Source organism: Comamonas sp. UBA7840 (genome assembly GCF_002501455.1).
Taxonomy (GTDB): domain Bacteria; phylum Pseudomonadota; class Gammaproteobacteria; order Burkholderiales; family Burkholderiaceae_C; genus Comamonas; species Comamonas jiangduensis.
This window is the reverse complement of the sequence record NZ_DLTI01000028.1, coordinates 94080-119021: the sequence shown is the minus strand read 5'-3', so window position 1 is coordinate 119021 and position 24942 is coordinate 94080. Positions and strand designations below refer to the sequence as shown.

The window sequence follows — 24942 nt, the reverse complement described above, 5'->3', positions numbered from 1 at the left end:
CGCAAATAGTAACAAGCCGTCAGAAGCCCACCAAGGTGTTCAAGCATCGCGCGGGCATAATCTTGCGCATTATGAGCGGCAATACCTTCGGAACCATTTTCACCGTCACCAATTTTGGTGAATCCCACGGCCCTGCGATTGGCTGCGTTATTGATGGCTGCCCCCCTGGCTTGCCGCTGACTGCCGCGGATATTCAGCACGATCTGGACCGCCGTCGCCCCGGCACCAGCCGCCATGTCACGCAGCGCCAAGAGCCGGATCAGGTGGAAATTCTGTCGGGTGTGTACGAAGGTGTGACGACGGGCACCCCCATCGGGCTGCTGATTCGCAATACCGATCAGCGAAGCAAAGACTACGCCAACATAGCGCAAAGCTTTCGCCCCGGGCATGCAGACTATGCGTACTGGCACAAATACGGCGTGCGTGATCCACGCGGTGGCGGCCGCTCTTCCGCGCGGCTGACGGCACCCACGGTGGCTGCGGGTGCGGTGGCCAAGAAATGGCTCAAAGAAAAGTTTGGCACCCAGTTTCGCGCCTGCATGACGCAGCTGGGGGAGCTGCCCATCACTTTTGAAGACTGGGCGCATGTGCAGCACAACCCCTTCTTTGCCCCGGTGGCCGATGTGCAGCAGCTGGAAGACTACATGGATGCGCTGCGCAAGGCTGGAGATAGCTGCGGTGCGCGCATTCGCGTACAAGCCACGGGCATGCCTGTGGGCCTGGGCCAGCCGCTGTATGACAAGCTGGATGCCGACGTTGCCTACGCCATGATGGGCTTGAATGCCGTCAAGGGCGTGGAAATCGGTGCAGGCTTTGCCAGCGTGGCGCAGCGCGGCACGGTGCATGGGGATTCGATGAGCCCCGAGGGCTTTCGCAGCAACAATGCGGGCGGCATTGTGGGCGGCATCAGCACGGGCCAAGACCTGGAAGTGTCGATTGCCATCAAGCCCACCAGCTCCATCCTGAGCCCGCGTGAATCGATCGATGTACACGGTGCCAGCACCGAGGTGATTACCAAAGGCCGCCATGACCCCTGCGTAGGCATTCGTGCCGCGCCGATCGCCGAGGCCTTGCTGGCGCTGGTGGTGATGGACCATGCCTTGCGCCACCGCGCGCAGTGCGGCGATGTGCGCCAGGATGTAGCGCCCATTCCTGCTTCAGCTGCATAAAAAAGAGCTGCTAGCCCTGGTGGATGGTGGCTTTCGGATAGAAAACCATCTGAAGTCTATGCATAACAAGCGCAAGCAGCTACTGTTTAAAAGCCACCAAGAAAAAAAGACCGCCTAGGCGGTCTTTTTAGCTGTGGCGGTGCTTAGGGGCCGGCTCAGGTGCGCACCTCGTCGACCAAGTGTTTGAAGTCATCAATGTCTTCAAAGCTGCGGTAGACGCTGGCGTAACGGATGTAGGCCACTTTATCGAGCTTGCGCAGCTCGTGCATCACCAGCTCACCAATGCGGCTGGAAGGCACTTCACGCACGCCAGCGGTCAGCAACTGCTCTTCCACGTGCTCAATCGCGTTGTCCACTTCGGTCGAGGCCACGGGCCGCTTGCGCAATGCCAGCGCAAACGAGGCTTGCAGCTTGTCATGGCTGAAGTCAATGCGCCGCCCGTCTTTCTTGACCACCGTGGGAAAGCTCACATCCGGGCGTTCATAGGTGGTAAAGCGCTTGGCACACGCCAGGCACTGCCTGCGACGGCGGATAAAAGCCCCTTCTTCGGCCACGCGGGTTTCCACAACCTGGGTGTCCGTGTGGCTGCAAAAGGGGCACTTCATGAACAGTAAAAATTACTTGTAGACAGGGAAGCGGGCCGTCAGCTTGGCCACTTCTTCGCGCACGCGGGCCAAGGTGGCTTCGTCGTTGGGGTTGTCCAGCACGTCGGCCACCAAGTTGGCGGTGAGGCGTGCTTCTTCTTCCTTGAAGCCGCGGGTGGTCATGGCCGGTGTTCCCACGCGAATGCCGCTGGTCACGAATGGCTTCTCGGGGTCGTTCGGAATGGCGTTCTTGTTGATGGTGATGTGCGCAGCACCCAACGCAGCTTCCGCAGCCTTGCCGGTGATGCCCTTGGCACGCAGGTCCACCAGCATGACGTGGCTTTCAGTGCGGCCCGACACGATGCGCAGACCACGCTCGGTCAGCGTATCAGCCACCACCTTGGCGTTCTTGACGACTTGCTCTTGGTAAGCCTTGAACTCGGGGGTCATGGCTTCCTTGAACGCCACGGCCTTGCCCGCAATCACGTGCATCAGCGGGCCGCCTTGCAGGCCGGGGAAGATCGCGCTGTTCAGCGCCTTTTCGTGCTCGGCTTTCATCAAGATCACGCCGCCACGGGGGCCGCGCAGGCTCTTGTGGGTGGTGGTTGTGACCACGTCGGCGAAAGGCACAGGGTTGGGGTACACGCCTGCAGCGATCAGGCCGGCGTAGTGGGCCATGTCCACCCACAGAATGGCGCCCACTTCCTTGGCGATCTTGGCAAAGCGCTCAAAGTCGATGCGCAGCGCGTAGGCTGATGCACCAGCGATGATGATGCGGGGCTTGTGCTCACGGGCCAGCGCTTCCATCTGCTCGTAGTCGATGGATTCATCGGCGTTCAGACCGTAGGAGATGGCGTTGAACCACTTGCCGGACATGTTCAGTGCCATGCCGTGGGTCAGGTGACCGCCTTCGGCCAGGCTCATGCCCAAAATAGTGTCGCCGGGCTTGGCAAACGCCATCAGCACGGCCTGGTTGGCTTGCGAGCCGGAGTTGGGCTGCACGTTGGCCGCTTCAGCGCCGAAGATGGCCTTGATGCGGTCAATCGCCAGCTGTTCCACCACGTCCACGTGTTCGCAGCCGCCGTAGTAGCGCTTGCCGGGGTAGCCTTCGGCGTACTTGTTGGTCAGCTGCGAGCCTTGGGCTTCCATCACGGCCGGCGAGCAGTAATTTTCGCTGGCGATCAACTCAATGTGCTCTTGCTGGCGGTGGTTTTCAGCCTGGATGGCGGCAAAAACTTCGGGGTCGACGATCTCGACAGTATTGGTGCGTTGGAACATGGTTTGGCAGTCCTGTGAACTTGTATTCCCTTGAAGACAAGGGCTGCCCAGGCGAACGGCTGAAACGCCCGATCTGTCTGGGCGGTACGCTCCCCGGTGGTTGGCGCGGGGCTGAAAAGCCCTTTGCAGCGATTCCACGTCAGTGCAGCGCCGAAAGTATTCATTCGGTGGCACCTATCGCCAGTTGCGTACCCCGCAAGTGTAGCCGAGCAAGCAATGACCAGAAACAACGAAACGCAAGCACCGCATGGCTGTTGGGCCATTGCAAGTGCTTGCGCTGGGTGGCGCAAAGCTCAACCGCGTTAGAGGTTGGAGTTCAGAGCAATGTGTTCGTTGTCTTGCACATTGCTGGCAGCCACCGCTTCGGTTGCTGCATCATCCTTCATGGGGGTCACCATACGCTTGGCCACCAAGGTCGGTTTGACCTGGGTCGTCGGCGTGCTGCTGCCTGCAACTTGGCGCAAGCGGCGGTGCTCGGCCAGGACCTTGGCAGCGTAGCCACCGTCGGTCTGCAAGTTGGCCGCGCCCACGTAGTATTTCAATGCGCCTTCCACGGAGCCTGTGATCTGGATGTATTCCTTGAGGATGGCAGCACCCACGCGCAGATTGCTGATGGGGTCAAACGCAGCATGGTTGCCCCCGAAGTTGTCGTACTTGTCGGTGTGCACGCGTGTCATCACCTGCATCAAGCCTTGCGCCCCCACGGTGCTTTGTGCAAAGGGGTTGAAGCGGGACTCAATCGCCATCACGGCCAAGATCAGGGTCGGGTCGATCTTTTGCTGGGCACCTTGCTCATAGGCTTCCGCAACGATGGCCGCAATAGGCTCTGCAGCCACTTTGTACTTCTTGCTGATCCAGTAGGCGACAGCCGACTGGTCTTTGGGAAGCTCTTTGGGGTTGGAGGCCGTTGCGCGCTCAATCGCTTCGGGCTCAGGGGTCAGGCCCACATCAGCCACATAGCGGTCTTGCAACCAAGTGCGCAGTTGTACCTCGCCTTGCGCGCGCAAATCAGGGTGCGCGAACAAAGCAACGGCAGCAAATGCAACGATCAAACCGATCAATGCAAAGCTGTTGTGGGTTATTTCGAGAAAACCCTCGGTGATATCTGCCGCAATGGTGCGCACAGAAGTCACCCAGTTTCCTGGCTTAGACATGGCGTTTCCTTTCTTGAGGCTGGGGAGACGTGACCGTACAAGGTCATGCCTGCAAACCAGCCTGAGATCCGATAGCTACTGTTTCATGCGCTTACTCAGCGCCTAGAGGGCATGAACATCCCCGGTGGGGATTGAAGTAACAACGTTAGACAATCTTGCGATTTGTGAAGTGGGCGGATTCTAAATTTCGTCTAAATTACCAGTCAATACTTTAGATTTGAATTTTTATTACTTTTTTATCTTAGTGATCTGTGTTTCTATCCATGGTGGATGCAGTAACTGCCTGTAAACCCTCGGTTTGTGGTGTTTGTCAATGCTTTCTTTGCTATCAAACTGGGTGTTGGTTTATTGAATTTTTAAATTATTTAATTAAGTTAATAGTTCAAAACTTGAATGGACGGATGCAGCGGATGGGTGCTGCTGCATTCCATGCTGAAAACAGTGTCAATTTTTCTCAAGCAGTGAGCGCTAGCGCCTTAAGGCGCGTTAAGGTGCCAAGAGGTAATGACCTTCATACGGAGTATGGATAACAAGATGGCGCAAACAAAACAAGCAGGGCGGGGTGCAGCACTAGGGCGCAAACTGACAGTGGCCGCAGCTGCGGTGCTGGTGGTGTGGGGTGGGTTGTGGCTGGCATTACCGGGGGTGATTGCACAGCAGTTGCAAGCCCACGCGACAGAGGCGCTGGGGCGTGTGGTGACGGTGCGCAGTGTGGAGGTGGCGCCATGGTCGCTGGCGGTAGCGGTCAATGGCCTCGAGGTTGCTGGCGCAGCGGGGCAAGCGCCAGCGTTGTCGGTGGAGCGCGTTTACATCAACGCTTCATTGAGCAGCTTGTGGCGCTGGGCGCCTGTGCTCGATGCCCTGGAGCTGGATCAGCCGGTGGTGCGCGTGCGCCAAGATGCGCAAGGTCAGTGGGACTTTGCAGATGTGCTGGCCAAGCTGCAGCGCAACCCAGAGCCTCCGAAGCCCGAGGCGCAAGGGTTGGCGCGCTTGGCGCTGTACAACATTCAGGTTCGGGATGGCCGGGTGGAGCTGGATGACCAACTGGTGGGGGTGCAGCACAAAATTGAAGCTTTGCAGCTGCAACTGCCGTTTATCAGTACGCTGCCTTCGCAGCGGGAAGTGAAAGTGCAGCCGCAGCTGTCCATGCGCGTGAATGGCAGCGAGATTGCCTCGCAAGCGGTGGCAACGCCCTTTGATGCGGCCCACACCACCCAGGCGAAGCTGGTGATTCAGCAGTTTGACCTTGCGCCTTATGCCCCTTATCTGCCAGCTGGTTTGCCCGTGCGCTTGCAGCAAGGTGTGGTGGATGCGCAGGTGCTGATAGCGTTTGAGCAGAACCAGCAGCCGACGCTACAACTGCAAGGCAGCACGCTGCAGCTGTCGGATTTGAAGCTCAACGATGCGGCTGGGAAGAAGTTGGCGGGCTTGAACAAGCTCTCTATAGAGGTGGGTGATACACGGCCTTTGCAACAGCAGGTGCGGCTGGCTTCAGTCACTTTGCAGCAGCCATTCGGATATCTGCACCGCCGTGCAGATGGGGGCTTCCTTCCTGCGCCTGTGGTGGTCAAGAAAGGTGTTCAAGAAGCAGTGGCCGCTGCGCCTTCTGCAGTTGCTGCAGATAAATCAGAAAACATAGCTGTCAAGGAAGATTGGAAGCTGGTTATAGACCGATTTGATGTTGAATCTGGGTGGGCGAACTGGCGGGATGATGTGGGGCAGGTTGGCGCTGCCTTGCGCGTCGATCAGTTGACACTGCATGCACAAAATTTGGCATGGCCTATGGATGACGGGGCGCGCTGGCAGCTTGCTGCGCAGTTGCAAGGTGAAGACCGTGCCGCGCGTGGCATGGTGCACAGCCGTGGTCAGGGTGGTGTGGAGAGGGGGCAGGCATCGGTCGTAGTCGATAAGTTCGATGCGCAAGCAGTGCACGCTTATGCCCGGCAGTGGCTCAAATTGCCGGTAGAGGGCTTGGCATCGCTGTCGGCAGGTGTTGCCTGGCAAGGCGGGCGTGTGCATGCTGTGGTGCCTTCGCTGGCTATTGAGTCGGTGGCGCTGGGGCGTGCTGCGTTGCCTGATGTGGCCTGGACTGGCTTGCAACTGCGCAATCTCCAGCTAGATACAGCCCAGCAGCAAGTCAATGTGGAGCACATCACCTTGGAGGCGCCGACCGCTCGCGTGCAGCGCAACGCGCAGGGCCATTGGATGTATGAGCAGTGGCTGCAGCCGGTGGTGGGTGCACCAGCCAAAGGCAAGGAAACGGTGGCAAGTCCAGGGGGCAAGCCATGGCAGGTGCTGGTGCAAGACCTGGAGCTGGCTGCCGGGCAGGTAGAGCTGACGGACGCATCGCTCGGGGGGGCGCCACTGGCCATCAAGCTGTCGGATGTGCAGCTGCGTATGCAAAACGTGGACAGCGTAAAAGGTACAGCCCAGACCAAGTTGTCTGCGCGTTTGGCAGAGCGTACGCGCCGCGGTGGCTGGGGTAAGCCGGGTACTTTGTCCTATGAGGGTGATTTGCAGCTCGACCCGCTGGTGACCAAGGGGCGGGTGCATGTGAATGCTTTGCCGCTACAGGCTTTTGAGCCCTATATGGCCCCGCATTTGAACGTGCGCTTGGTGCGGGCGCTGGCCAGTTTTGATGGCTCGGTGCAGTACGCCCAGCGCCCCAAGGGGTCGCAGATGCAACTGCAAGGGCAGGGGCGCATCAGTGACGTGCATGTGCAAACGCTTTTGGGGGATGAGCAAGCCGCACAGGCGGTGCAGGGCCAGAATGCATCGCCAGCGATGGGGGTAGAAGACCTGCTGCGTTGGAAGCAATTGCGTTTGCAAGGCGTGCAGGTCGCCATGCAGCCTGCACAAGCTCCACATATCCAAGTGCGTAGCACGGAACTGGAAGATTTTTATGCCCGAATCGTGGTGCTGCCCGAGGGACGTTTGAATTTGCAAAACCTGCTGAAAAACGCGGCTAATGCAGAGGAGACTAGTGCTGGCGCCACTGCGGCCGTTGCGCCAGCAGAAGGTGTTCAGGGGGTAGCGGTGGTTGCCTCAGCAGCGGCACCTGCCGCTGCAGAACCTTCGGCACGCGTGGACATGGGGCCAATTGCGCTGCGGGGTGGGGTGATCAAGTTTTCGGACTATTTCATCCGCCCGAACTACAGCGCAGATTTGACGGCTTTGAATGGCAGTTTGGAGGCATTTTCATCCCAGCCAGCGGTGGCCGGTGAGCAGCCTGCGTTGGCAAAGCTGACACTGGCCGGCGTGGCGCAAGGTACGGCACAGCTTGATATCGATGGAGCCATCAATCCGCTGGCTCAGCCCTTGGCTTTGGATGTGCGCGCCCAGATCAAGGGCCTGGATTTGCCGCCTCTGACACCCTACTCTATTAAGTATGTGGGACATGGCATTGAAAAGGGCAAGCTTAGTATGGATGTGCGCTACCAGGTGCAACCAGGTGGTCAGCTCACGGCAACCAACCAGTTAGTCCTCAATCAATTGACTTTTAGCGATCCTGTGGAAGGTGCGCCAGCATCTTTGCCTGTGCGCTTGGCGGTGGCGCTTTTGGCTGACAGCAATGGGGTCATCGATTTGAACTTGCCGATTAGCGGTTCGTTGAATGACCCGCAGTTCCGCATCGCCCCGGTGGTGTTCAAAATCATCGGCAATATCATCCGCAAAGCGGTGACGGCGCCATTCAGCCTGCTGACAGGGGCTTTCGCCTCTGCCGATGACAAGAGCGACATCACCTTTGAGCCAGGCTATGCGCGCTTGGATGCGCAAGCCCAAGAGAATTTGCAAAAGCTCGCCAAAGCACTGCTTAGCAAGCCACAACTGAAACTGACCTTGGTGGGGCAGGCCGATAGCGCAACAGAAGTGCAGGGATGGAAGCAGGCCCAATTGGAGCAACTGTTGAGCGGCGGTGCCGACGATAAGGATGAGGAAGATGCGCCGGCGCGTACGGAAAAGCAAAAGCTGGCTGCCCTCAAGCAGGTTTATCGCAACACCGTCAAAGAGCGTCCGCGCAATATGCTGGGCTTGGCCAAGGAGTTGCCCGCAGAGCAGATGCGGGCGCTGATTCTGCAAGATATGGTGGTGCCCGCTTCGGCGTGGCAAGATCTGGCCGCAGAGCGTGCACGCAACGTACGTGACTATTTGCTGGCCCAAGGGGTGGAGGCAGAGCGCGTTTTCCTGGGAAGTTCTGGCGGCAAGGCGCAAAACCCGGTAACTCCTGCAGTGTTATTGAACATTTCTGTCCAGTGATACTTTAGGTCTTTGCAAATAGCGGCGAAAATACGCCCCAGTCCGTGCGTGTACTTCGTTCAGAGGTGGCACGCCATTGCACCAAGCCCTTCATGCCTTTGGAATGAAGGGCTGTTTTCCTATTTCATGACTCCTAATTTATTCGCAGCAAAATGTCCGACGCACCTGAAATGAACCCGTCCCCAGCCAAGCACACTGAGGCTCATCCGCTGGATGCTCTGACTGGTGGTGCATTTTCGGCCGCCACATCGGGCGATCGTGCTGCTTGCATCCGCGAGTGGTTGGCCAAGCAGCCTTCTGAAGAGCAGTTGCAAGAAGTGTTTAAGGAGCTGAGCGTGCGCGACAAGAGCGTAGCGCGCTTGGTGCGTGAACGCATGGATGACCTGCGCCGCGCCAAAGACCAAGAAGTGATTGCCGTGGAGTGGGCACAAAAGGCCAATGATCTGCTGTCGGCATCGACACTGAATGTGGCAGAAGCGGTGGCATGGCAGCGTGAGGCGGCCAAAGCAGGTGCACCTTTGTCGCGCGAGCCTTTGTCTGTCTTGAAGCAACAATTGGTGGAGCGTGTCAAAACCATTGAAGACTTGCAGCACCGCGTCCAAGTGCAGCGTGAAGCCGCTGTATTGCTGGCTCAGCGCATTGAGGTGCTGTCCACCAAGCCTTGGCGCGATGCACAAGCGGCCCAAGAGGGGTTGCGCAGCGATGTGGCCCACTGGCAGGAGCAAGCGGTCGCGTTGACCAATGACGCCAGCTGGAACAGCGTGGATGGCCGTTTCCCCCCATTGCTCGACGCTTCGCGTGCGCAGTTGTTGGTGGTGTGGGAAGCCTACCAATCCGCTCTGGCCTTGACCCAAGCGGCTGCTGCGGATGAGCAAGCAGCGTTGCCCCCAGTGCCTATGTGGGCCGATGAAATTCGCGTCGCACGTGGCTTGCCGTCGGAGTTGGCCGTTGCAGCACCAGTCAAGGCTGCCGTGAAAGTGGATGGTGCGCACAAGCAGCAAGCCGCTGTTCAAGCGTTGACGCCTGCGCTGAAGGTGCTGGCTGCAGCGCCGGAAGGCAAAAAAGGCCAGGCCATTCAAGCATTGCGTGCTGTGCTCAAGCAGCATGGTCGTTGGCTGGATGATGCAACTGCCCAGCAGGTGCATGAGCAGTTGCTGGCGGCCGGAGATGCGCAGGGCTGGCAACCTAAAAGTGTTGACCGTTTGCGTGAAGAGTTGCTCGCCAAGGCGGAGGCACTGGTCAACCGACCTGAAGGACAGGCTTTGGGCGGGCGCAAGCTGCAAGATTCGCTGCGCCAACTGCGTGAGCAATGGAAGCTGGCAGATCAAGGTGCTGCGCCCAACCATGCGTTGTGGAAAAAGTTTGATGAAGCGTGCAATCTTGCATACAAGCAAGTGGAGGCATGGCTAGAGCGTGTGCGCGCCGAGTCTTCGCAGCACAAAGCCTCGCGTTTGGCCTTGATTGAAGAGGTTAAGGCTTGGGCGGCAGCGCATGCTGACACGCAGGACTTGAAGGGCGTTTCGCGTGCTTTGCGTCAGTTCTCCGAGCGTTGGCGCGATAGCGGGCATGTGGGTGAAAAAGTGTTTGCGGAACTGCAAACGGCGTGGAAGCAGGCCATCACTTTGGCAGAAGCGCCTTTGCATGCCGCACAAAAAGCCAGCTTGGATCGTCGTCACGCCATGATTGCGGAAGCGCAGGCGTTGGCTGATGCGCCGGTGCTGCGCATTGACGCAGTCAAGGCATTGCAGCAACGCTGGCAGGCGGAGGCCCAGGCCGTGCCTTTGGATCGCAAGCATGAGCAAAAGCTGTGGGATGCTTTCCGCAAGCCTTTGGATGAGGCATTCAATCGCAAGGGTGCGGAGCGTGGCCGCGCTGCCCCTTCGTTGGAAAATTTGTCCCAGCATGACCGTGTGGTGCTGGAGGCTTCCAAAGCCTTGCAGGCAGCGAATGCATCGGGCGATGTGCAGCAGATTCGTGCAGCCATGGCGGCCTTGGAAGATGCAATGCGAAATCAGCCGCTAGAGCAGGCTGCTAGCGCGTCTGCAGCTCCTGTTCAAGAAGCGCTGACTGCGGATGCGCCTAAGTTGGACAAGCCTGTGGTCGCGGTGCGTGGTGATGATCGCCCAGGTGTGAAGAAAGAGGCGGCAGCGCCTGCACGTGATCCACGTCCCGTGCGTGAGCGTAAAGATGCGCGTCCTGTGCGTGCAGAGCGTGCTCCCCGTTTGGGGGATGTGGCGTTTCGCGCGCAACGCGATGCGCTGGAAGGTGCGCAGTTTGCCCTGCGTAAACTGGCAGCCCAGGCGCATGGAGAGGCGTTGAGCAAGCTGGTAGAAGCATGGAACAAGCGCGATGCGCAGATGTTGCCTTCTGCCCAGGAGTTGGGTGGGAAAGTCACCGCTCAGGTGCGCAATGCTTGGGCGCAAGCCGTGGCAGCTCCTGCCGCCGCAGCGGATGCGGCAGAAGCATTGCTGCGTCTGGAAATCGCATCGGACAGTGCAACGCCTGCCGAGCACATGGCAGCGCGCCGTATGTTGCAGCTGCAATTGTTGACGCGCCGTAATGCCGCGGCTCCCAGCGAGACATGGGGGCAGGATGTGGCCGCGGTTCTGGCATCAGCCCACAGCGATGCGCAAGCACGTCGATTGCAAAACGTGCTCAAAACTTTGCTGCGTAAGTAAATTGCACTGCACGGCTGCCTGTGCGGCCTGTAGGGCATACAAATAAAAAAGCCAGCGCTTTCGGGTGCTGGCTTTTTTTATCTCGAATGCTGGGGTGTTGAAGACGTTTGGGTGAAAAGGCCCTGCCAACAAAAAAGCCGTTGTATGTGTATACAACGGCTTGCTGTGTTTGGTGCCCAGGAGAGGACTCGAACCTCCACGGAGTTACCCGCTAGTACCTGAAACTAGTGCGTCTACCAATTCCGCCACCTGGGCAAAGCTAGTTGCGTTTATATGAGTGAGGTAGCACTCAACAAGCTATCTTTGTCGGCATACAAACAAATATGCCTATCTAAATTTTGGTGCCCAGGAGAGGACTCGAACCTCCACGGAGTTACCCGCTAGTACCTGAAACTAGTGCGTCTACCAATTCCGCCACCTGGGCAAAAGACAAATTGTTTTTAAATAAGTGAGGTAGCACTCAACAATTTGCTTTTGTTGATGCGTGCTGAACAAAGCATGCATCGCAAATTTTGGTGCCCAGGAGAGGACTCGAACCTCCACGGAGTTACCCGCTAGTACCTGAAACTAGTGCGTCTACCAATTCCGCCACCTGGGCTGATATTTACTGAAGACACCAAGGTCTTTCAATAAATCTCATATTTCGCTGAAAAGAGAAGTTTACTTCTAAACAAAACGTTCATTTGGTAATTTATGAACTTTTTGTTTTCCAACACTGCAAGCAGTTGTCGTTAAACTTGGTGCCCAGGAGAGGACTCGAACCTCCACGGAGTTACCCGCTAGTACCTGAAACTAGTGCGTCTACCAATTCCGCCACCTGGGCTTTTCAGGAAAGATTTAGATTGTATAGCAAAAAAATGGACCCTCGCACCAACCCACGCACTTCGCCAAAAGAGATTGAAGGGATTGTGCAGGGGCATCGAGACGGGCACGGTTTTGTCATTCGTGATGATGGCGATGCCGATATTTTCATTCCAGCGAACGAAATGCGTGCGGTGCTCCATAAGGACCACGTGCGCGTCAACATCGTGCGGCAAGACCGGCGCGGCCGCCCCGAAGGACATATTGTTGAGATTGTCGATCGCCCCACCAAAACCTTGATTGGCCGTTTGCTGCAAGAAAGCGGTGTGTGGCTGGTGGCGCCTGAAGACAAGCGCTATGGTCAAGATGTGCTGGTGCCGCAGGGCGCGACAGGCGATGCCAAAACAGGCCAAGTGGTGGTGGTGGAGCTGACAGAGGCGCCGGCCCTGTTTGGCCAGCCCGTGGGGCGCATTGTGGAAGTGCTCGGGGAGATGGATGACCCCGGCATGGAAATTGAAATTGCCGTACGCAAATACGGCGTGCCGCATATTTTCTCTGAGGCCTGTTTGGCGGCAGCCAAGGCCTTGCCTGACAAAGTCGTGGCCAAGGATCGCAAAGGACGGGTGGATTTGCGCGATGTGCCGTTGTGCACCATCGATGGCGAAGATGCGCGCGACTTTGACGATGCGGTGTACTGTGAACCTGCCAAGGTGGGGCGTAGCAAAGGGTGGCGATTGCTGGTGGCGATTGCGGACGTGAGTCACTATGTGCAAAACGGCAACGCCATCGATATCGATGCCTACGAGCGCGCTACCAGCGTGTATTTCCCGCGCCGCGTGATTCCGATGCTGCCGGAAAAACTCTCCAACGGCTTGTGCTCCTTGAACCCCGATGTAGATCGTCTGTGCATGGTGTGCGACATGCTGGTGACGGCCAAGGGGGAGGTGCATGCCTACCAGTTTTACCCCGGTGTCATGCACAGCCATGCACGCTTCACTTATACGGAAGTCGCGGCTATTTTGTCGAACACGCGCGGTCCTGAAGCCAGCCAGCGCAAGGAGCGTGTGCCTGATTTGTTGAATTTGCACGGCGTCTTCCGAGCGCTGCTGCAATCGCGTCAGCAGCGTGGGGCGGTGGACTTTGACACCGTTGAGACGCAAATCGTGTGCGATGAAAACGGGCGCATTGAAAAAATTGTGCCGCGCACGCGCAATGATGCGCACCGGTTGATTGAAGAGTGCATGCTGGCGGCTAATGTGTGCGCTGCAGACTTTATTGAGCAAAACGGCCGCACTGCACTGTTCCGTGTGCACGACAAGCCGTCGGCAGAGAAAATTGATTTGCTGCGTGGCTATCTCAAGGCCACGGGAGTCAATATGTCGGTGAGCGACTCTCCCAATCCGGCGGAGTTTCAGGCGATTGCCGATGCCACCAAGGATCGGCCAGACGCGCCACAGATTCACACCATGTTGCTGCGCACCATGATGCAGGCCATGTATATGCCAGACAACGGCGGGCATTTTGGTTTGGCATTTGATGCGTACACGCACTTCACCAGTCCGATTCGCCGTTACCCCGACTTGCTGGTGCACCGCGTCATCAAATCTATTTTGATGGATGCGAAGTACAAGCTGCCCCAACTGCCAACGCCCGGTGAGGCGCAAGAGAAGCTGGCCAAGCGCTTGGTGGGTCGGGTGACAGAGCCGCCAGTGAGCCCGCGCAGTAAATTGCAGCAGGCAGAGTTGCAGGCCTGGGAAGCAGCGGGCCTGCACTGCAGTGCCAATGAACGCCGGGCAGACGAAGCCAGCCGTGACGTAGAGGCTTGGCTCAAGTGCAAATACATGCGCGACTTCCTGGGTGAGGAGTTTGCGGGCACGGTCACTGCGGTCACCAGCTTCGGCATTTTTGTCACGCTGGATGCGATGTATGTCGAAGGCTTGGTGCACATCACAGAGCTGGGTGGCGACTACTTCAAGTTTGATGAGCTGCGCCAAGAGTTGCGTGGGGAGCGCTCTGGCGTGCGCTACACGATTGGAACGCGTTTGCAGGTGCAGGTGGGGCGCGTTGATCTGGATGGACGCAAGATTGACTTTCGCATCGTGCAAGACGAGGCGGATGCTGCACAACCGCGTGCGGCTGCCGGTCGCTCTGGGCGACAGCGCGGCGCGGATTCACGCCGTGAACGTCGTGAGGTGCAGGCGCCATCTTCCTCCGTTTATGCAGAGCCAGCGCCGCGCGCACGTGCGCAAGAAGATAGGTCAGGCAGAAGGCGCGATGCCGACAAGCCGGTGAAGGCGGCAGGCGCTGCAGCGTGGGTAGATCCTGCTGTCGCAGCATTTGGCGCGGTGCGTGGCCAAAAAACGGGCGCCAGCGGCCAGGGCGCCAAGGCGCCAGGCAAGACTACAAAAAAGCGCCGCTAAGGCGTTCAAGGTAGCTAGCTTCACATAATGAGAGCTGCTAGCGCTGATGTTTGGTGCATTTCAGATAGCTTTCTATCTGAAGTGACCGAATATCAAGCGCTGGCAGCTCTCTTTTTTATTGAAATGGAGTTAGCTGCGCTTGGGCTAGGGCCGAGGCGGTCAGTGCCTGTTGGGCAGGCCATTGGTCAGCCAGGGCGCCATGCTTCCAGGCGGCGTGGCAGGCGACGCTGTGGCTGTCTGTGCCTGGGCGCCAGCGTGCTGCCACCAGGCCTGCCAGCACATCGCCGGTGCCGCCAATCGCAAGGCGAGCGTTGCCCGTGGGGTTGATGTGCGGGGTGTGCTCGGGGCTGGCGATGATGCTGCCAGAGCCTTTGAGGATGATGGTGGATTGCAGCTGATCTGCCAGCGTTTGTGCGGCCACCAAGCGCTGGGCTTGTACTTCGGCGGTGGTGCACCCCAGCAGGCGTGCGGCTTCCAGGGGGTGGGGGGTGAGGATGGTGTGCTGCTCGCGTGCGCGGCGTGTTTGCAGGGAGGTGCGCAGTGCTGGTTGGTGTGCCAAGGTGTTCAGCGCGTCAGCATCCAGCACCAGTTGTGGGGTGAGTGTCAGTGCCTCGGCAAGCCAGGGGGCTATGGCCGTGCCGCCGCCACAGCCGCAAACTACGGTGGCATGTGCCAAGTTGGCGTGGGTGCTGGAAGTGCTGGCTTGCATCACATCAGGCAAGGTGGTGCAAATGCTTGGGGGGGCGGTATCCAGCAGGTGCAGCAGCGTGCGCCCTGCGCCGTGGTGCAGGGCGGTGCTGGCAGCCAAGATGGCCGCGCCCGTCATGCCAGGTGCGCCGCCAATCACCAAAACATCGCCAAAACTGCCTTTGTGGCTGTTGTGCGGGCGTTGCGTGGGTGTTGGGGTAGCATTCAGCCATGCGCTGGCGGGGTGCAGCTGTAGCGCGTTGCCGCAGTCGAGCGTCTCCCACCAAATATCGCCACAGGCATCACGGCCGTCGCCTGTGAAGAGGCCAGGTTTGAGTGTCAGAAGGCTGAGGGTGTGGCGGCTGCTGGGGGCCCAGGTGTCTGGCGGGCGGCAGTTGGGGTGCCAAATGCCGTGGTCCGTATCAAGGCCTGTGGGAATGTCAATGGCCAGCGAATGCGCGGGACTGCCGTAGCTGCTGTGCAGCAGTTGTTGCACGGGGTTGGTTGTTGCTGTGGATTGCGCGCGTTGGCCAAGCCCGAGAAGGGCGTCAATCACCACGTCGTCGGCGCCCAGCGTGGGTGTGTGGTGCACCTCTAGCCAATGCAGGGGAGCTTGGCGCGCTTGTTGCCAGGCGCGCAGGGTGTCAGGGCTGCAGCGCTCAGCGTTGCCTAACCAGTGCACCCAAACAGTCAGTCCGCGTTGTGCCAGCGCATGGGCAGCTTCCAGGCCGTCACTGCCATTGTTGCCGGGGCCGCACAGCACCCAGGCTTGGCGTGCATGGGGGGCAATTGCGCAGGCCAGTCGCGCCGCAGCATGGCCTGCACGTTGCATCAAGCTGGGGCGCTGCGGTGTGGCGAGTGCCGCTTGCTCAATAAGTTTGCTGCTTTGCGCATTCCACAGCGGTAGAGGTAAGGCTTGATGGGGGTGAATGCGCTGCAGCATGGCTCGTCCTAAAAACGTTGGGGTGAGAAGGCTTGCATGTCGATGGCGGGTGTTTGGTGCTGCACCATGTCAGCAATGACGCGGGCGCAACCGGTCGCCAAGCTGATGCCGTGGCTGCCGTGCGCGATATTGAGCCACACATTCGGGTGTCCGCTGGAGCCAACTGCTGGAAGGCCGTCCGGCAAGTAGCCGCGATTTCCGCGCCATACCTGCACCTGGGGGGAGGATAAGTGCGCTCCGCCCGGAAACCAGTCGTTAAGCAGGCGGTACATGCGCTGCAGTGTGTGGTTGTGATGTGCAGTACCTGGATGGCTGCCCATTTCAAGCCCGGCTGTGATGCGAATGCGTTGCCCCATGCGGCTGATTGTGGCCTGCTGCGCCCAGTCCATGATGGCTGCGCGCGGCGCTTGCAGTGCGTCGCGCACAGGTGCTGTGACGCTGTAACCCCAAATGGGCATCAATGGCAGTCGCAGGCCCAATGACTCGGTAAGCTGGTGTTTGGCACCTGTGCACAGCACGATGGCGTCAAAGGGGTGGAGCTGCCCAGAGATTTCGAGGCCGGTAGGCTGACTGCTGATTTTCTGCACCGATATGCCAGTGCGAAAAATGGCGCCCATTGCCTGTGCTTGCATGCGCAGGTAATGCGCCCACAGACGCGGGTTGATGGACTCGCTGTCGGGAAAGTGCAGGGCGTTGAGCCAGGCAATCTCTTGGCCCAGGCCTGGCTCCAGGGCTTGAGCTTGGGTGGCGTTGAGGAGTTGGCATGTCACGCCCTGCGCTTGAAGTGACGCAAGCTGTGTGTTCCAGAACGCCACTTCCTGTGGCGTGCGTAGCAAAACCAGACTGCCGGCCTTGTGCTCTGCCGCCATCTCGGTGTCTTCACAGTTTTGCCAGCGCAAGCTGGCGCTGTAGCTGCCCAGTGTGTGCAGAGCAGTGCAAAACGGTTGATTGCCTTGCTTGTGGGCAAGCTTTTCGTTTTTTTTCCACTGGCGCATCCAGCGCCAATTTGCTGAGCCCAGCATGCCCGGTGCTTGCAACAGGCTGGCCCCGCTGCGCAAAGATTTCAAGGGCATGCCCGCGCCAGGAGCGGCCAAGCTTTGCGCGACCAAAGGCGACAGCCAGCCGCCAGGAGCAAAGCTGGCATCTTCGGCGGCGGCATTCATTTGTTCGTAGACGGTAACTTGGTGCCCGTCTCGGGCAAATTCCAAGGCCGTGGAGATGCCGGTGATCCCGGCTCCCACGATGGCGATATTCATGGCGTGTAGGCGCTAGTGCGGAACTCATGATTTTGACGCGCAAACACTGTCTCCAGTAGTGCAATTCGCAAAGAAATATAAAGTGTTGATTAGCGTCTCGTGCATCCAGCGATCACGGGCTTGTGAGTACATCTTGGCGATGCATGCTTCTGTCTTGTGCTAAAATTTTTCGGCTTTGCAGTTGATTGCCTCGTAATGTGCGTGGTATGGCTTGCAAAGCTAATCGCAAATCAGCTCTCATAAGGTGTTGTTGACGCTGTTGTCCACAAAATCGAGCTGCATTTAAGACCTAACCTTTTGGAGAAAATTATGTCCGTTACTATGCGCGAAATGCTGGAAGCCGGTGTCCACTTTGGTCACCAAACACGTTTCTGGAACCCCAAGATGGCTCCGTTCATCTTCGGTCATCGCAACAAGATTCACATCATCAACCTGGAAAAGTCCCTGCCCATGCTGCAGGACGCCCAGAAGTTTGCTAAGCAGCTGGCTTCTAACGGTGGCACCATTTTGATGGTTGGTACTAAGCGTCAAGCCCGTGAGCTGGTAGCTGAGCAAGCACAGCGCGCTGGTGTGCCTTTCGTGGACCAGCGCTGGTTGGGCGGTATGCTGACCAACTTCAAGACGGTGAAGACTTCCATCAAGCGTCTGAAAGACATGAAGGCCCAGCAAGAAACTGGCCTGGAATCTTTGTCCAAGAAGGAACAGCTGATGTTCGCTCGCGAACTGGAAAAGCTGGAAAAGGACATCGGCGGCATCCAAGACATGGCTGCTCTGCCTGACGCTATTTTTGTGATCGACGTGGGTTTCCACAAGATCGCTATTTCCGAAGCCAAGAAGCTGGGTATTCCATTGATCGGTGTGGTGGACTCGAACCACAATCCCGAAGGTATCGACTACGTGATTCCTGGTAACGACGACTCTGCAAAGGCTGTGGCTCTGTACGCTCGCGCCATTGCTGACGCGATCTTGGAAGGCCGCGAAGCGCGTCTGAACGACGTGGCTAAGGTTGCTGCTGGCGAAGGCTCTGACGAATTCGTCGAAGTGGAAGATTCCGCTGCCTAAGTCCTGGCTGCGCGACGTGTCGCGATAAAAAAGCGGGGCTCTACGTAGCCCCCTTTTTTTAGCTGAAATCCTGTAACGATTTGAACTGAATACGGAGAAACAAGATGGCTGCAATTACCGCAAGCATGGTAGCTGAACTGCGCGCAAAGACTGATGCGCCCATGATGGAATGCAAGAAGGCGCTGACAGAAGCTGATGGTGATATGACCAAGGCGGAAGAGCTGCTGCGAGTGAAGCTGGGCACCAAGGCTGGTAAGGCTGCTTCGCGCGTGACTGCTGAAGGCGTGGTGGCTTCCTTCATCGATGGCAACGTGGGTGCTCTGATTGAAGTGAACAGTGAAACTGACTTCGTGTCCAAGAACGACAGCTTCTTGGCAATGGCTGCAGCTGCTGCGCAATTGGTTGCCAAGCACAACCCCGCAGATGTGGAAGCGCTGGGTGCTGTAGCTTACGAACAAGACGGTTTTGGCCCCACACTGGAAGATGTGCGCAAGGGTTTGATCGGCAAGATCGGTGAAAACATGTCTTTCCGTCGCTTCAAGCGCTTTGAAGGCAATCTGGCTTCGTATGTGCATGGCACGCGCATTGGCGTGATCGTTGAGTTCGAGGGCGATGCAACTGCTGCGAAGGACGTGGCAATGCACGTTGCTGCCATGAAGCCTGTGGCATTGACTTCTGCGGACGTGCCTGCTGAGCTGATCGCCAAAGAGCGTTCGGTGGCAGAAGGTAAGGCGGCTGAATCTGGCAAGCCTGCTGACATCGTGGCCAAGATGGTTGAGGGTTCCGTTCAGAAGTATCTGAAAGAAGTTTCCTTGGCTGACCAAGTGTTCGTGAAGGCTGCTGACGGCAAGCAAACCGTGGCGCAGATGCTCAAGGCTGCCAATACCACCGTAAAGGGCTTTACGCTGTACGTGGTGGGTGAAGGTATTGAGAAGAAGGCTGACGACTTTGCAGCTGAAGTGGCCGCTCAAATGGCCGCTGCTAAGGGCGCTTAATTACCGGCTAGCGCAACTGCTCTCGATCGTTTTCACATCCACAACCACACATCACACCGGAGTTACCCATGACACAAGTTCAACCAGCCCACAAACGCATCTTGCTGAAGTTGTCTGGTGAGGCGCTTATGGGTGACGACCAATTTGGTATCAATCGCGCCACGATTGAGCGCATGGTCTCCGAGATTGTTGAGGTCTCCAAAGTGGGGGTGCAGGTTGCGGTTGTGATCGGTGGGGGCAATATCTTCCGTGGTGTGGCAGGTGGCTCGGCCGGTATGGACCGGGCGACTGCTGACTATATGGGCATGCTGGCCACGGTGATGAATGCCTTGGCATTGGCAGATGCGATGGACAAGCAAGGCTTGACCGCTCGCGTGATGTCGGCCATCGGTATTGAGCAAGTGGTTGAGCCTTATGTGCGCCCTAAAGCGCTGCAGTACCTTGAAGAAGGTAAGGTGGTGGTATTTGCAGCCGGAACTGGCAACCCTTTCTTTACGACAGATACGGCTGCAGCGCTGCGCGGTGCAGAGATCGGTGCAGAAGTGGTTTTGAAGGCCACAAAGGTAGATGGCGTATACACTGCTGATCCAATGAAGGATCCTACGGCCACTCGTTACACCAAGCTGGCTTTTGATGAAGCCATCGGTCGTAATTTGGGCATCATGGATGCCACGGCTTTTGCTTTGTGCCGCGACCAGAAGCTGCCCATCCGCGTATTCTCTATCGTGAAGCCTGGCGCGCTGCTGCGCGTGGTGATGGGTGAAGATGAGGGCACGCTGGTACACGCTTGATTAATTTAAAGCGACTTTAGGCCTTCCTTGTGCAAGCATGGAAGGCCATTTGCTTTCAGAGGTAATAAATATGACGATTGCTGACATCAAGAAAACCGCCGAAACCAAGATGGGTCAGTCCCTGGAGGCGTTGAAAAACAACTTGTCCCGTATTCGCACAGGACGTCCCAGCCCTCAGTTGCTGGATGTGATTCATGTCGATTATTACGGCTCCATGGTGCCGCTGTCACAAGTGGCTAATGTGTCTTTGCTGGATGCGCGTACGCTGAGTGTGCAGCCTTGGGAAAAAAACATGGCGGCGAAGGTGGAGAAAGCCATTCGGGAAAGTGATTTGGGGCTGAATCCTGCTTCTATGGGTGACTTGATTCGCGTGCCCATGCCTCCCATGAGTGAAGAGCGTCGCAAGGAGATGACCAAGCTGGCGCGTAACGAAGGTGAGGCTTCGAAGGTGGCTGTACGTAATTTGCGTCGTGATGCCAACGAAGCGGTGAAGCGTTTGGTCAAGGATAAGGAAGCTTCTGAAGACGATCAAAAGCGCTCGGAAGCAGAGATCCAAAAACTGACCGATAAAAATATTGCTGAGATCGACGCTTTGGTAGCTGCCAAAGAAGAAGAAATCATGGCCGTTTAAGGCTGTGTGAGTGCGCGGGGAAGAACGATGACCCAATTACATGTAATTCCTCGCCACATTGCCATCGTGATGGATGGCAATGGACGCTGGGCCAAGAAGCGTTTTCTGCCTCGCTTGGCCGGCCATAAGCAAGGTGTTGAGGCTTTGCGTCGCTGTGTGCGCTTGTGCATTGCGCGAGGTGTGCGCGTGCTGACGGTGTTTGCGTTTTCCTCGGAAAACTGGAATCGTCCGGCAGAAGAGGTTTCGGGGTTGATGAACCTTCTGGCGGGGGCTTTGGCGCGAGAAGTACCCAGCTTGCATGCAGAGGGTGTGCGGCTGCACTTCGTGGGGGAGCGGGCAAGCTTGTCTGACAAGGTGCAGTCTGGGTTCGCGCAAGCAGAAGCATTGACAGTGGCCAATGACCGATTGGTGCTGAATGTCTGCTTTAACTATGGCGGTCGCAGCGATATTGTGCAGGCGGCTGCGCATGTGGCGGCGCAAGGGCAAACTATGACCGAGCAAAGCCTGAGCGCTGCGATGGGCATGGCACACGTGGCAGATCCTGACCTGATCATTCGCACTGGCGGAGAGTTCCGGATTAGTAATTTTCTGCTGTGGCAGGCGGCATACTCTGAGTTGTACTTCAGTCCCGCCTTATGGCCGGATTTTGATGCGCTCGATCTCGATGCCGCGATTGCGGACTTTGCGCAGCGCGAGCGCCGCTTTGGTCAAACATCTGAACAAATCACACAGTCGTCGGCATCAGCGGTGGCTATTTAACCAGGGAGAAATTCCCATGCTCTTGCAGCGTGTCATCACAGCCGTGGTGTTGCTGGCTATTTTGTTGCCAGCTCTTTTTGCCTCTAATCCATTAGCGTTCAACATGATTGTTTTGGTGATGTTGACAGCGGGCGCTTGGGAGTGGGGGCGGTTGATTGGCTTGCGTGCTGTAGGTGCGGTTGTCACGGGTGTTGTGATGCTGCTGCTGTGCTTGCTGACGTGGCAGCAGGGTTGGCTGTCGAATTCCTATCGTGTCTTATGGGTGGTTGCTGGCGGTGCTTGGGTGTTGCTGAGCGTGTTGCTCGTCAAGGCAGGGGTGCCTGCTTGGGGCCGGGTGCCTCAATGGATGCGCTGGCTGGCAGGAATGTTGGCTCTGTGGGTGGCAGGCTTAGCCATCGTACAAGCGCGCCAGATCGGGATTAATTTTTTGTTGTCTGTACTGGCCTTGGTATGGGTGGCAGACGTCTTTGCCTATTTCTTTGGGCGCGCTCTGGGGCTGCGTTTTACCAAGCAAAAACTCGCCCCAACGATCAGTCCTGGCAAAAGCTGGGAAGGTGCTTGGGGTGGGGCTTTGGGCGTAGTTTTGATGGCATTTGCCTGGGTGTGGATAGACGCCGCCCAGAAGGTAGAGGTTGCAAGCTTTTACACGCACCTTTACGAGCAAGGCTGGTGGCTGCTGTTGGTGGCAGCTTTGTTCATGGCTGCGATGAGCGTGTTGGGTGATTTGGTGGAGTCTTTGATCAAGCGCAGCGCAGGATTTAAAGACAGCAGCCAGCTTTTACCCGGCCACGGTGGAGTGCTGGATCGTATTGACGCGCTCTTGCCCACCTTGCCACTGGCCATGATGCTGACTTCTTTGGTGCAATGATGAAACAACGTTTGACGGTGCTGGGCTCTACGGGCTCGATTGGAACAAGTACTTTGGATGTCGTGCGGCGGCACCCTGCAAGCTATGAAGTTTTTGCGCTGAGTGCAGCTACGCAGGTTGATGTGATGTTGGCGCAGTGCGCTGAGTTCAAGCCGCAGTATGCGGTGATGGCCAGTGCTGTTCATGCCAAGGCATTGGCGGAGAAATTGCAGTCAAATGGGCTTGCAACGCAGGTGCTGCAAGCGCAAGATGCTCTTGAAAAAATAGCGTCGCATCCAGAAGTCGACGCTGTGATGGGGGCGATTGTGGGAGCGGCCGGCTTGTCACCCTGCTTGGCTGCGGCCAAAGCGGGTAAACGCTTGTTGCTGGCCAATAAAGAAGCGTTGGTGGTAGGCGGTGCGCTCTTTATGGAAACGGTGCATGCCCATGGCTGCACTTTGTTGCCGATTGATAGCGAGCATTCGGCCATCTTTCAATGCTTGCCAGAAGACCGCTCCACATGGCGCGCGCGGCTCGATAGCTTGTTGCTAACTGCTTCCGGCGGGCCGTTTAGACAGCGTGATCCCGCTACGTTGGCAGAGATTACGCCTGCACAGGCCTGCAAGCATCCTAACTTTTCAATGGGGCGGAAAATTTCGGTGGATTCCGCCACGATGATGAATAAGGCCTTGGAAGTTATTGAGGCGCGCTGGCTCTTTGATGTGGAGCCGGACCAAATCAAGGTCGTGATACATCCGCAGCAAATTGTGCATTCCATGGTGCAGTTCAAAGATGCGTCCATCTTGGCACAGTTGGGAACGCCAGATATGCGTGTGCCGATTGCATGTGGGCTGGCGTGGCCAGAGCGTATTGAGAGTGGGGTTGCGCCGCTCGATTTCACCGCTTTGGCAGGGTTGACGTTTGAAGAGGCTGATGCTCAGCGTTTTCCGGGGCTGCATCTGTCGTGGCAAGCGCTGAAGGCACCCGAAGGTACTACAGCGGTATTGAATGCCGCAAATGAAGTGGCTGTGGCTGCTTTCTTGTCGGGTCAATTGCGTTTTGACCGCATTCATGCGGTGAACCTGGAAACATTGAGTGCGGTGACTCCACCGCAGCCTCGTAATGTGGGTGATTTGCTCGCATTGAACGATGAGGCGCGTAGCGTCGCTGCTGAGGTGCTGGAGCGGTTTGCTGCGTGATGGCTTGCACTAGCTACGAAGGGGAGACAGCATGCTGACCTTGGTTGCCTTCATCGTTGCCCTGGGGTTGCTGATAGCCATTCATGAATATGGCCACTATCGCGTTGCAGTTGCATGCGGTGTCAAAGTGTTGCGGTTTTCGATTGGGATGGGAAAGCCCCTTTTGACCTGGAAACGTGCTGGCTCAGATACGGAGTTCGTGATTGCGCTGTTGCCGCTTGGCGGTTATGTGCGCATGCTGGATGAGCGTGAAGGTGCAGTTCCTGCCGATCAACTGCACCAAGCCTTTAACCGTCAGCCTTTGCGTAAGCGCGCAGCCATTGTTGCGGCAGGCCCTCTGGCTAATTTGCTTCTCGCGGTGGTGCTGTACAGCGTTGTGAACTGGGTGGGCCAGGAGCAGCCTCAGGCAGTGATTGCTGCCCCGAAGGTGGGAACGCTGGCGGAGCAAATGGGGTTGCGTGGCGGTGAACGCGTGCAATCCGTGCAAGTGGGGCAAGATGCTGCGGTTGTGGTGGAGTCCTTTGAGGAACTGCGCTGGCAATTGACGCAAGCTGCATTGAATGGCCAAGATGCGACGCTGACATGGGTTGGTGCGGAGGGGAGTGACCTTGCGCAAGGTGTTATGCGTCTGTCTACATTAGCGCAAAGTAGTCTAAATCAGACCGCCTTAAAGCGCATAGGGATTGATGCGCCTTGGACCCCTCCTGTTCTGGGCGAGATCATTCCGCAGATGCCTGCGCAAACTGCGGGTTTGCAAGTTGGTGATGTGGTGATTGCAGTGAATGGACACACCATCACAGATGGCACACAACTGCGAGAGTTGATCAAGTCGGCTGCTGCTGATGAAAGCTTGCGCGACCAGGCGTGGAGAGTTGAGCGCAACCAACAATTGTTAACTATTCGGGTGCAACCAGATCTTGTGTCAACGCCAGACGGAGAAATTGGTCGCATCGGTGCTTATGTGGGTGGCCGTCCTGAGATGGTCTGGGTGCAAAAAGGAGCATTTGAGGGGCTTGCTTTAGGCATCGGGAAGACTTGGGAGGTATCACTTCTAAGTCTGCAGATGATGGCAAAAATGCTGCTGGGGCAAGCTTCGTTGGACAATTTGAGCGGGCCCTTGACGATTGCAGATTACGCAGGAAAGTCAGCAGGCCTAGGCCTGACACAATATGTATTGTTTTTGGCGCTCATCAGCGTTAGTCTTGGCGTTTTGAATCTCTTGCCACTTCCTGTCTTGGATGGGGGGCACCTGATGTATTATCTTTGGGAGGCAGTCACTGGGAAGCCTGTAAGTGACGCTTGGATGGAGCGCTTTCAACGGGTAGGCATAGCCCTTTTGCTGGTGATGATGTCCATTGCTTTATTTAACGATCTCAGCCGCCTTGGGGGCTAATCAACACAGTCAAACTGCCTACTTCGAAGTTGGCGCCT

The 24942-nt window shown here is 57.3% G+C and carries 17 protein-coding genes, 4 tRNA genes and 1 riboswitch; of the genes, 12 read left to right on the top strand and 9 right to left on the bottom strand.

The genetic code is table 11. The annotated features are described in order from the left end of the window. The first annotated feature begins 71 nt into the window (after nt 1-71). Complete coding sequence (gene aroC / locus B3R00_RS12185) at nt 72-1169, top strand: chorismate synthase (RefSeq protein WP_286999241.1); 1098 nt, start codon at nt 72-74, stop codon at nt 1167-1169. Nucleotides 1170-1324: 155 nt separating this feature from the next. On the opposite strand, the gene nrdR is transcribed toward aroC, so the two are convergent. The 3 genes from nrdR to B3R00_RS12170 form a co-directional block, all read right to left on the bottom strand. Then, nucleotides 1325-1774 (bottom strand): transcriptional regulator NrdR, encoded by a 450-nt coding sequence (gene nrdR / locus B3R00_RS12180; protein ID WP_286999240.1) that lies wholly within the window; start codon nt 1772-1774, stop codon nt 1325-1327. 12 nt (nt 1775-1786) lie between these two features. Beyond that, the gene (gene glyA, locus B3R00_RS12175) at nt 1787-3031 is read right to left on the bottom strand and encodes a serine hydroxymethyltransferase (protein ID WP_286999239.1); all 1245 of its coding nucleotides are present in this window, start codon (nt 3029-3031) and stop codon (nt 1787-1789) included. Nucleotides 3032-3069: 38 nt separating this feature from the next. Next, nucleotides 3070-3229, bottom strand: a riboswitch (ZMP/ZTP riboswitch). Between the two features lie 104 nt (nt 3230-3333). Then, nucleotides 3334-4185 (bottom strand): lytic transglycosylase domain-containing protein, encoded by an 852-nt coding sequence (locus tag B3R00_RS12170; protein WP_219162302.1) that lies wholly within the window; start codon nt 4183-4185, stop codon nt 3334-3336. A gap of 534 nt (nt 4186-4719) precedes the next feature. Between B3R00_RS12170 and B3R00_RS12165 the strand changes: the two genes are divergently transcribed. Beyond that, entirely contained in the window at nt 4720-8442 is a 3723-nt protein-coding gene (locus B3R00_RS12165; protein WP_286999238.1) for a DUF748 domain-containing protein, read from the top strand. Nucleotides 8443-8594: 152 nt separating this feature from the next. Further along, the gene (locus tag B3R00_RS12160; RefSeq protein ID WP_286999237.1) at nt 8595-11120 is read left to right on the top strand and encodes a DUF349 domain-containing protein; all 2526 of its coding nucleotides are present in this window, start codon (nt 8595-8597) and stop codon (nt 11118-11120) included. Between the two features lie 170 nt (nt 11121-11290). Here the strand turns inward: B3R00_RS12160 and B3R00_RS12155 are convergent. From B3R00_RS12155 to B3R00_RS12140, 4 genes are all read right to left on the bottom strand, one after another. Continuing rightward, a tRNA-Leu gene (locus B3R00_RS12155) sits at nt 11291-11375 on the bottom strand. Nucleotides 11376-11459: 84 nt separating this feature from the next. Next, a tRNA-Leu gene (locus B3R00_RS12150) sits at nt 11460-11544 on the bottom strand. 89 nt (nt 11545-11633) lie between these two features. Further along, nucleotides 11634-11718 (bottom strand) — tRNA-Leu (locus tag B3R00_RS12145). A gap of 140 nt (nt 11719-11858) precedes the next feature. Next, nucleotides 11859-11943: transfer RNA gene (locus B3R00_RS12140), tRNA-Leu, on the bottom strand. 34 nt (nt 11944-11977) lie between these two features. Between B3R00_RS12140 and rnr the strand changes: the two genes are divergently transcribed. Then, the gene (gene rnr / locus B3R00_RS12135; RefSeq protein WP_286999236.1) at nt 11978-14341 is read left to right on the top strand and encodes a ribonuclease R; all 2364 of its coding nucleotides are present in this window, start codon (nt 11978-11980) and stop codon (nt 14339-14341) included. A 115-nt stretch (nt 14342-14456) separates the two neighbouring features. On the opposite strand, the gene B3R00_RS12130 is transcribed toward rnr, so the two are convergent. Next, nucleotides 14457-15971 carry an NAD(P)H-hydrate dehydratase gene (locus B3R00_RS12130; RefSeq protein WP_286999235.1) on the bottom strand — a complete coding sequence of 505 codons (1515 nt, stop codon included), beginning with the start codon at nt 15969-15971 and terminating at the stop codon, nt 14457-14459. 8 nt (nt 15972-15979) lie between these two features. Beyond that, complete coding sequence (locus B3R00_RS12125; protein ID WP_286999234.1) at nt 15980-17227, bottom strand: NAD(P)/FAD-dependent oxidoreductase; 1248 nt, start codon at nt 17225-17227, stop codon at nt 15980-15982. Between the two features lie 309 nt (nt 17228-17536). On the opposite strand from B3R00_RS12125, the gene rpsB reads away from it, so the two are divergent. The 8 genes from rpsB to rseP all read left to right on the top strand — a co-directional run bounded on the left by rpsB (nt 17537) and on the right by rseP (nt 24904). Continuing rightward, the gene (rpsB, locus tag B3R00_RS12120; protein ID WP_219162297.1) at nt 17537-18289 is read left to right on the top strand and encodes a 30S ribosomal protein S2; all 753 of its coding nucleotides are present in this window, start codon (nt 17537-17539) and stop codon (nt 18287-18289) included. Between the two features lie 104 nt (nt 18290-18393). Beyond that, nucleotides 18394-19284: a translation elongation factor Ts gene (gene tsf / locus B3R00_RS12115; protein ID WP_174862747.1), complete on the top strand. Its 891-nt coding sequence runs from the start codon at nt 18394-18396 to the stop codon at nt 19282-19284. Nucleotides 19285-19352: 68 nt separating this feature from the next. After that, the gene (pyrH, locus tag B3R00_RS12110) at nt 19353-20075 is read left to right on the top strand and encodes a UMP kinase (protein WP_286999233.1); all 723 of its coding nucleotides are present in this window, start codon (nt 19353-19355) and stop codon (nt 20073-20075) included. A 70-nt stretch (nt 20076-20145) separates the two neighbouring features. Beyond that, nucleotides 20146-20706 (top strand): ribosome recycling factor, encoded by a 561-nt coding sequence (gene frr, locus B3R00_RS12105; protein WP_174862746.1) that lies wholly within the window; start codon nt 20146-20148, stop codon nt 20704-20706. A 27-nt stretch (nt 20707-20733) separates the two neighbouring features. Continuing rightward, nucleotides 20734-21465 (top strand): polyprenyl diphosphate synthase, encoded by a 732-nt coding sequence (gene uppS, locus B3R00_RS12100; protein ID WP_286999232.1) that lies wholly within the window; start codon nt 20734-20736, stop codon nt 21463-21465. A 16-nt stretch (nt 21466-21481) separates the two neighbouring features. Continuing rightward, entirely contained in the window at nt 21482-22333 is an 852-nt protein-coding gene (locus tag B3R00_RS12095; protein ID WP_286999231.1) for a phosphatidate cytidylyltransferase, read from the top strand. Next, complete coding sequence (gene ispC / locus B3R00_RS12090) at nt 22333-23511, top strand: 1-deoxy-D-xylulose-5-phosphate reductoisomerase (protein WP_286999230.1); 1179 nt, start codon at nt 22333-22335, stop codon at nt 23509-23511. The genes B3R00_RS12095 and ispC overlap by 1 nt, the downstream gene beginning before the upstream one ends. Nucleotides 23512-23542: 31 nt before the next feature. Beyond that, a complete protein-coding gene (gene rseP, locus B3R00_RS12085) occupies nt 23543-24904 on the top strand; it encodes an RIP metalloprotease RseP (RefSeq protein ID WP_286999229.1) in 1362 nt (453 codons plus the stop codon). Nucleotides 24905-24942: the final 38 nt, after the last annotated feature.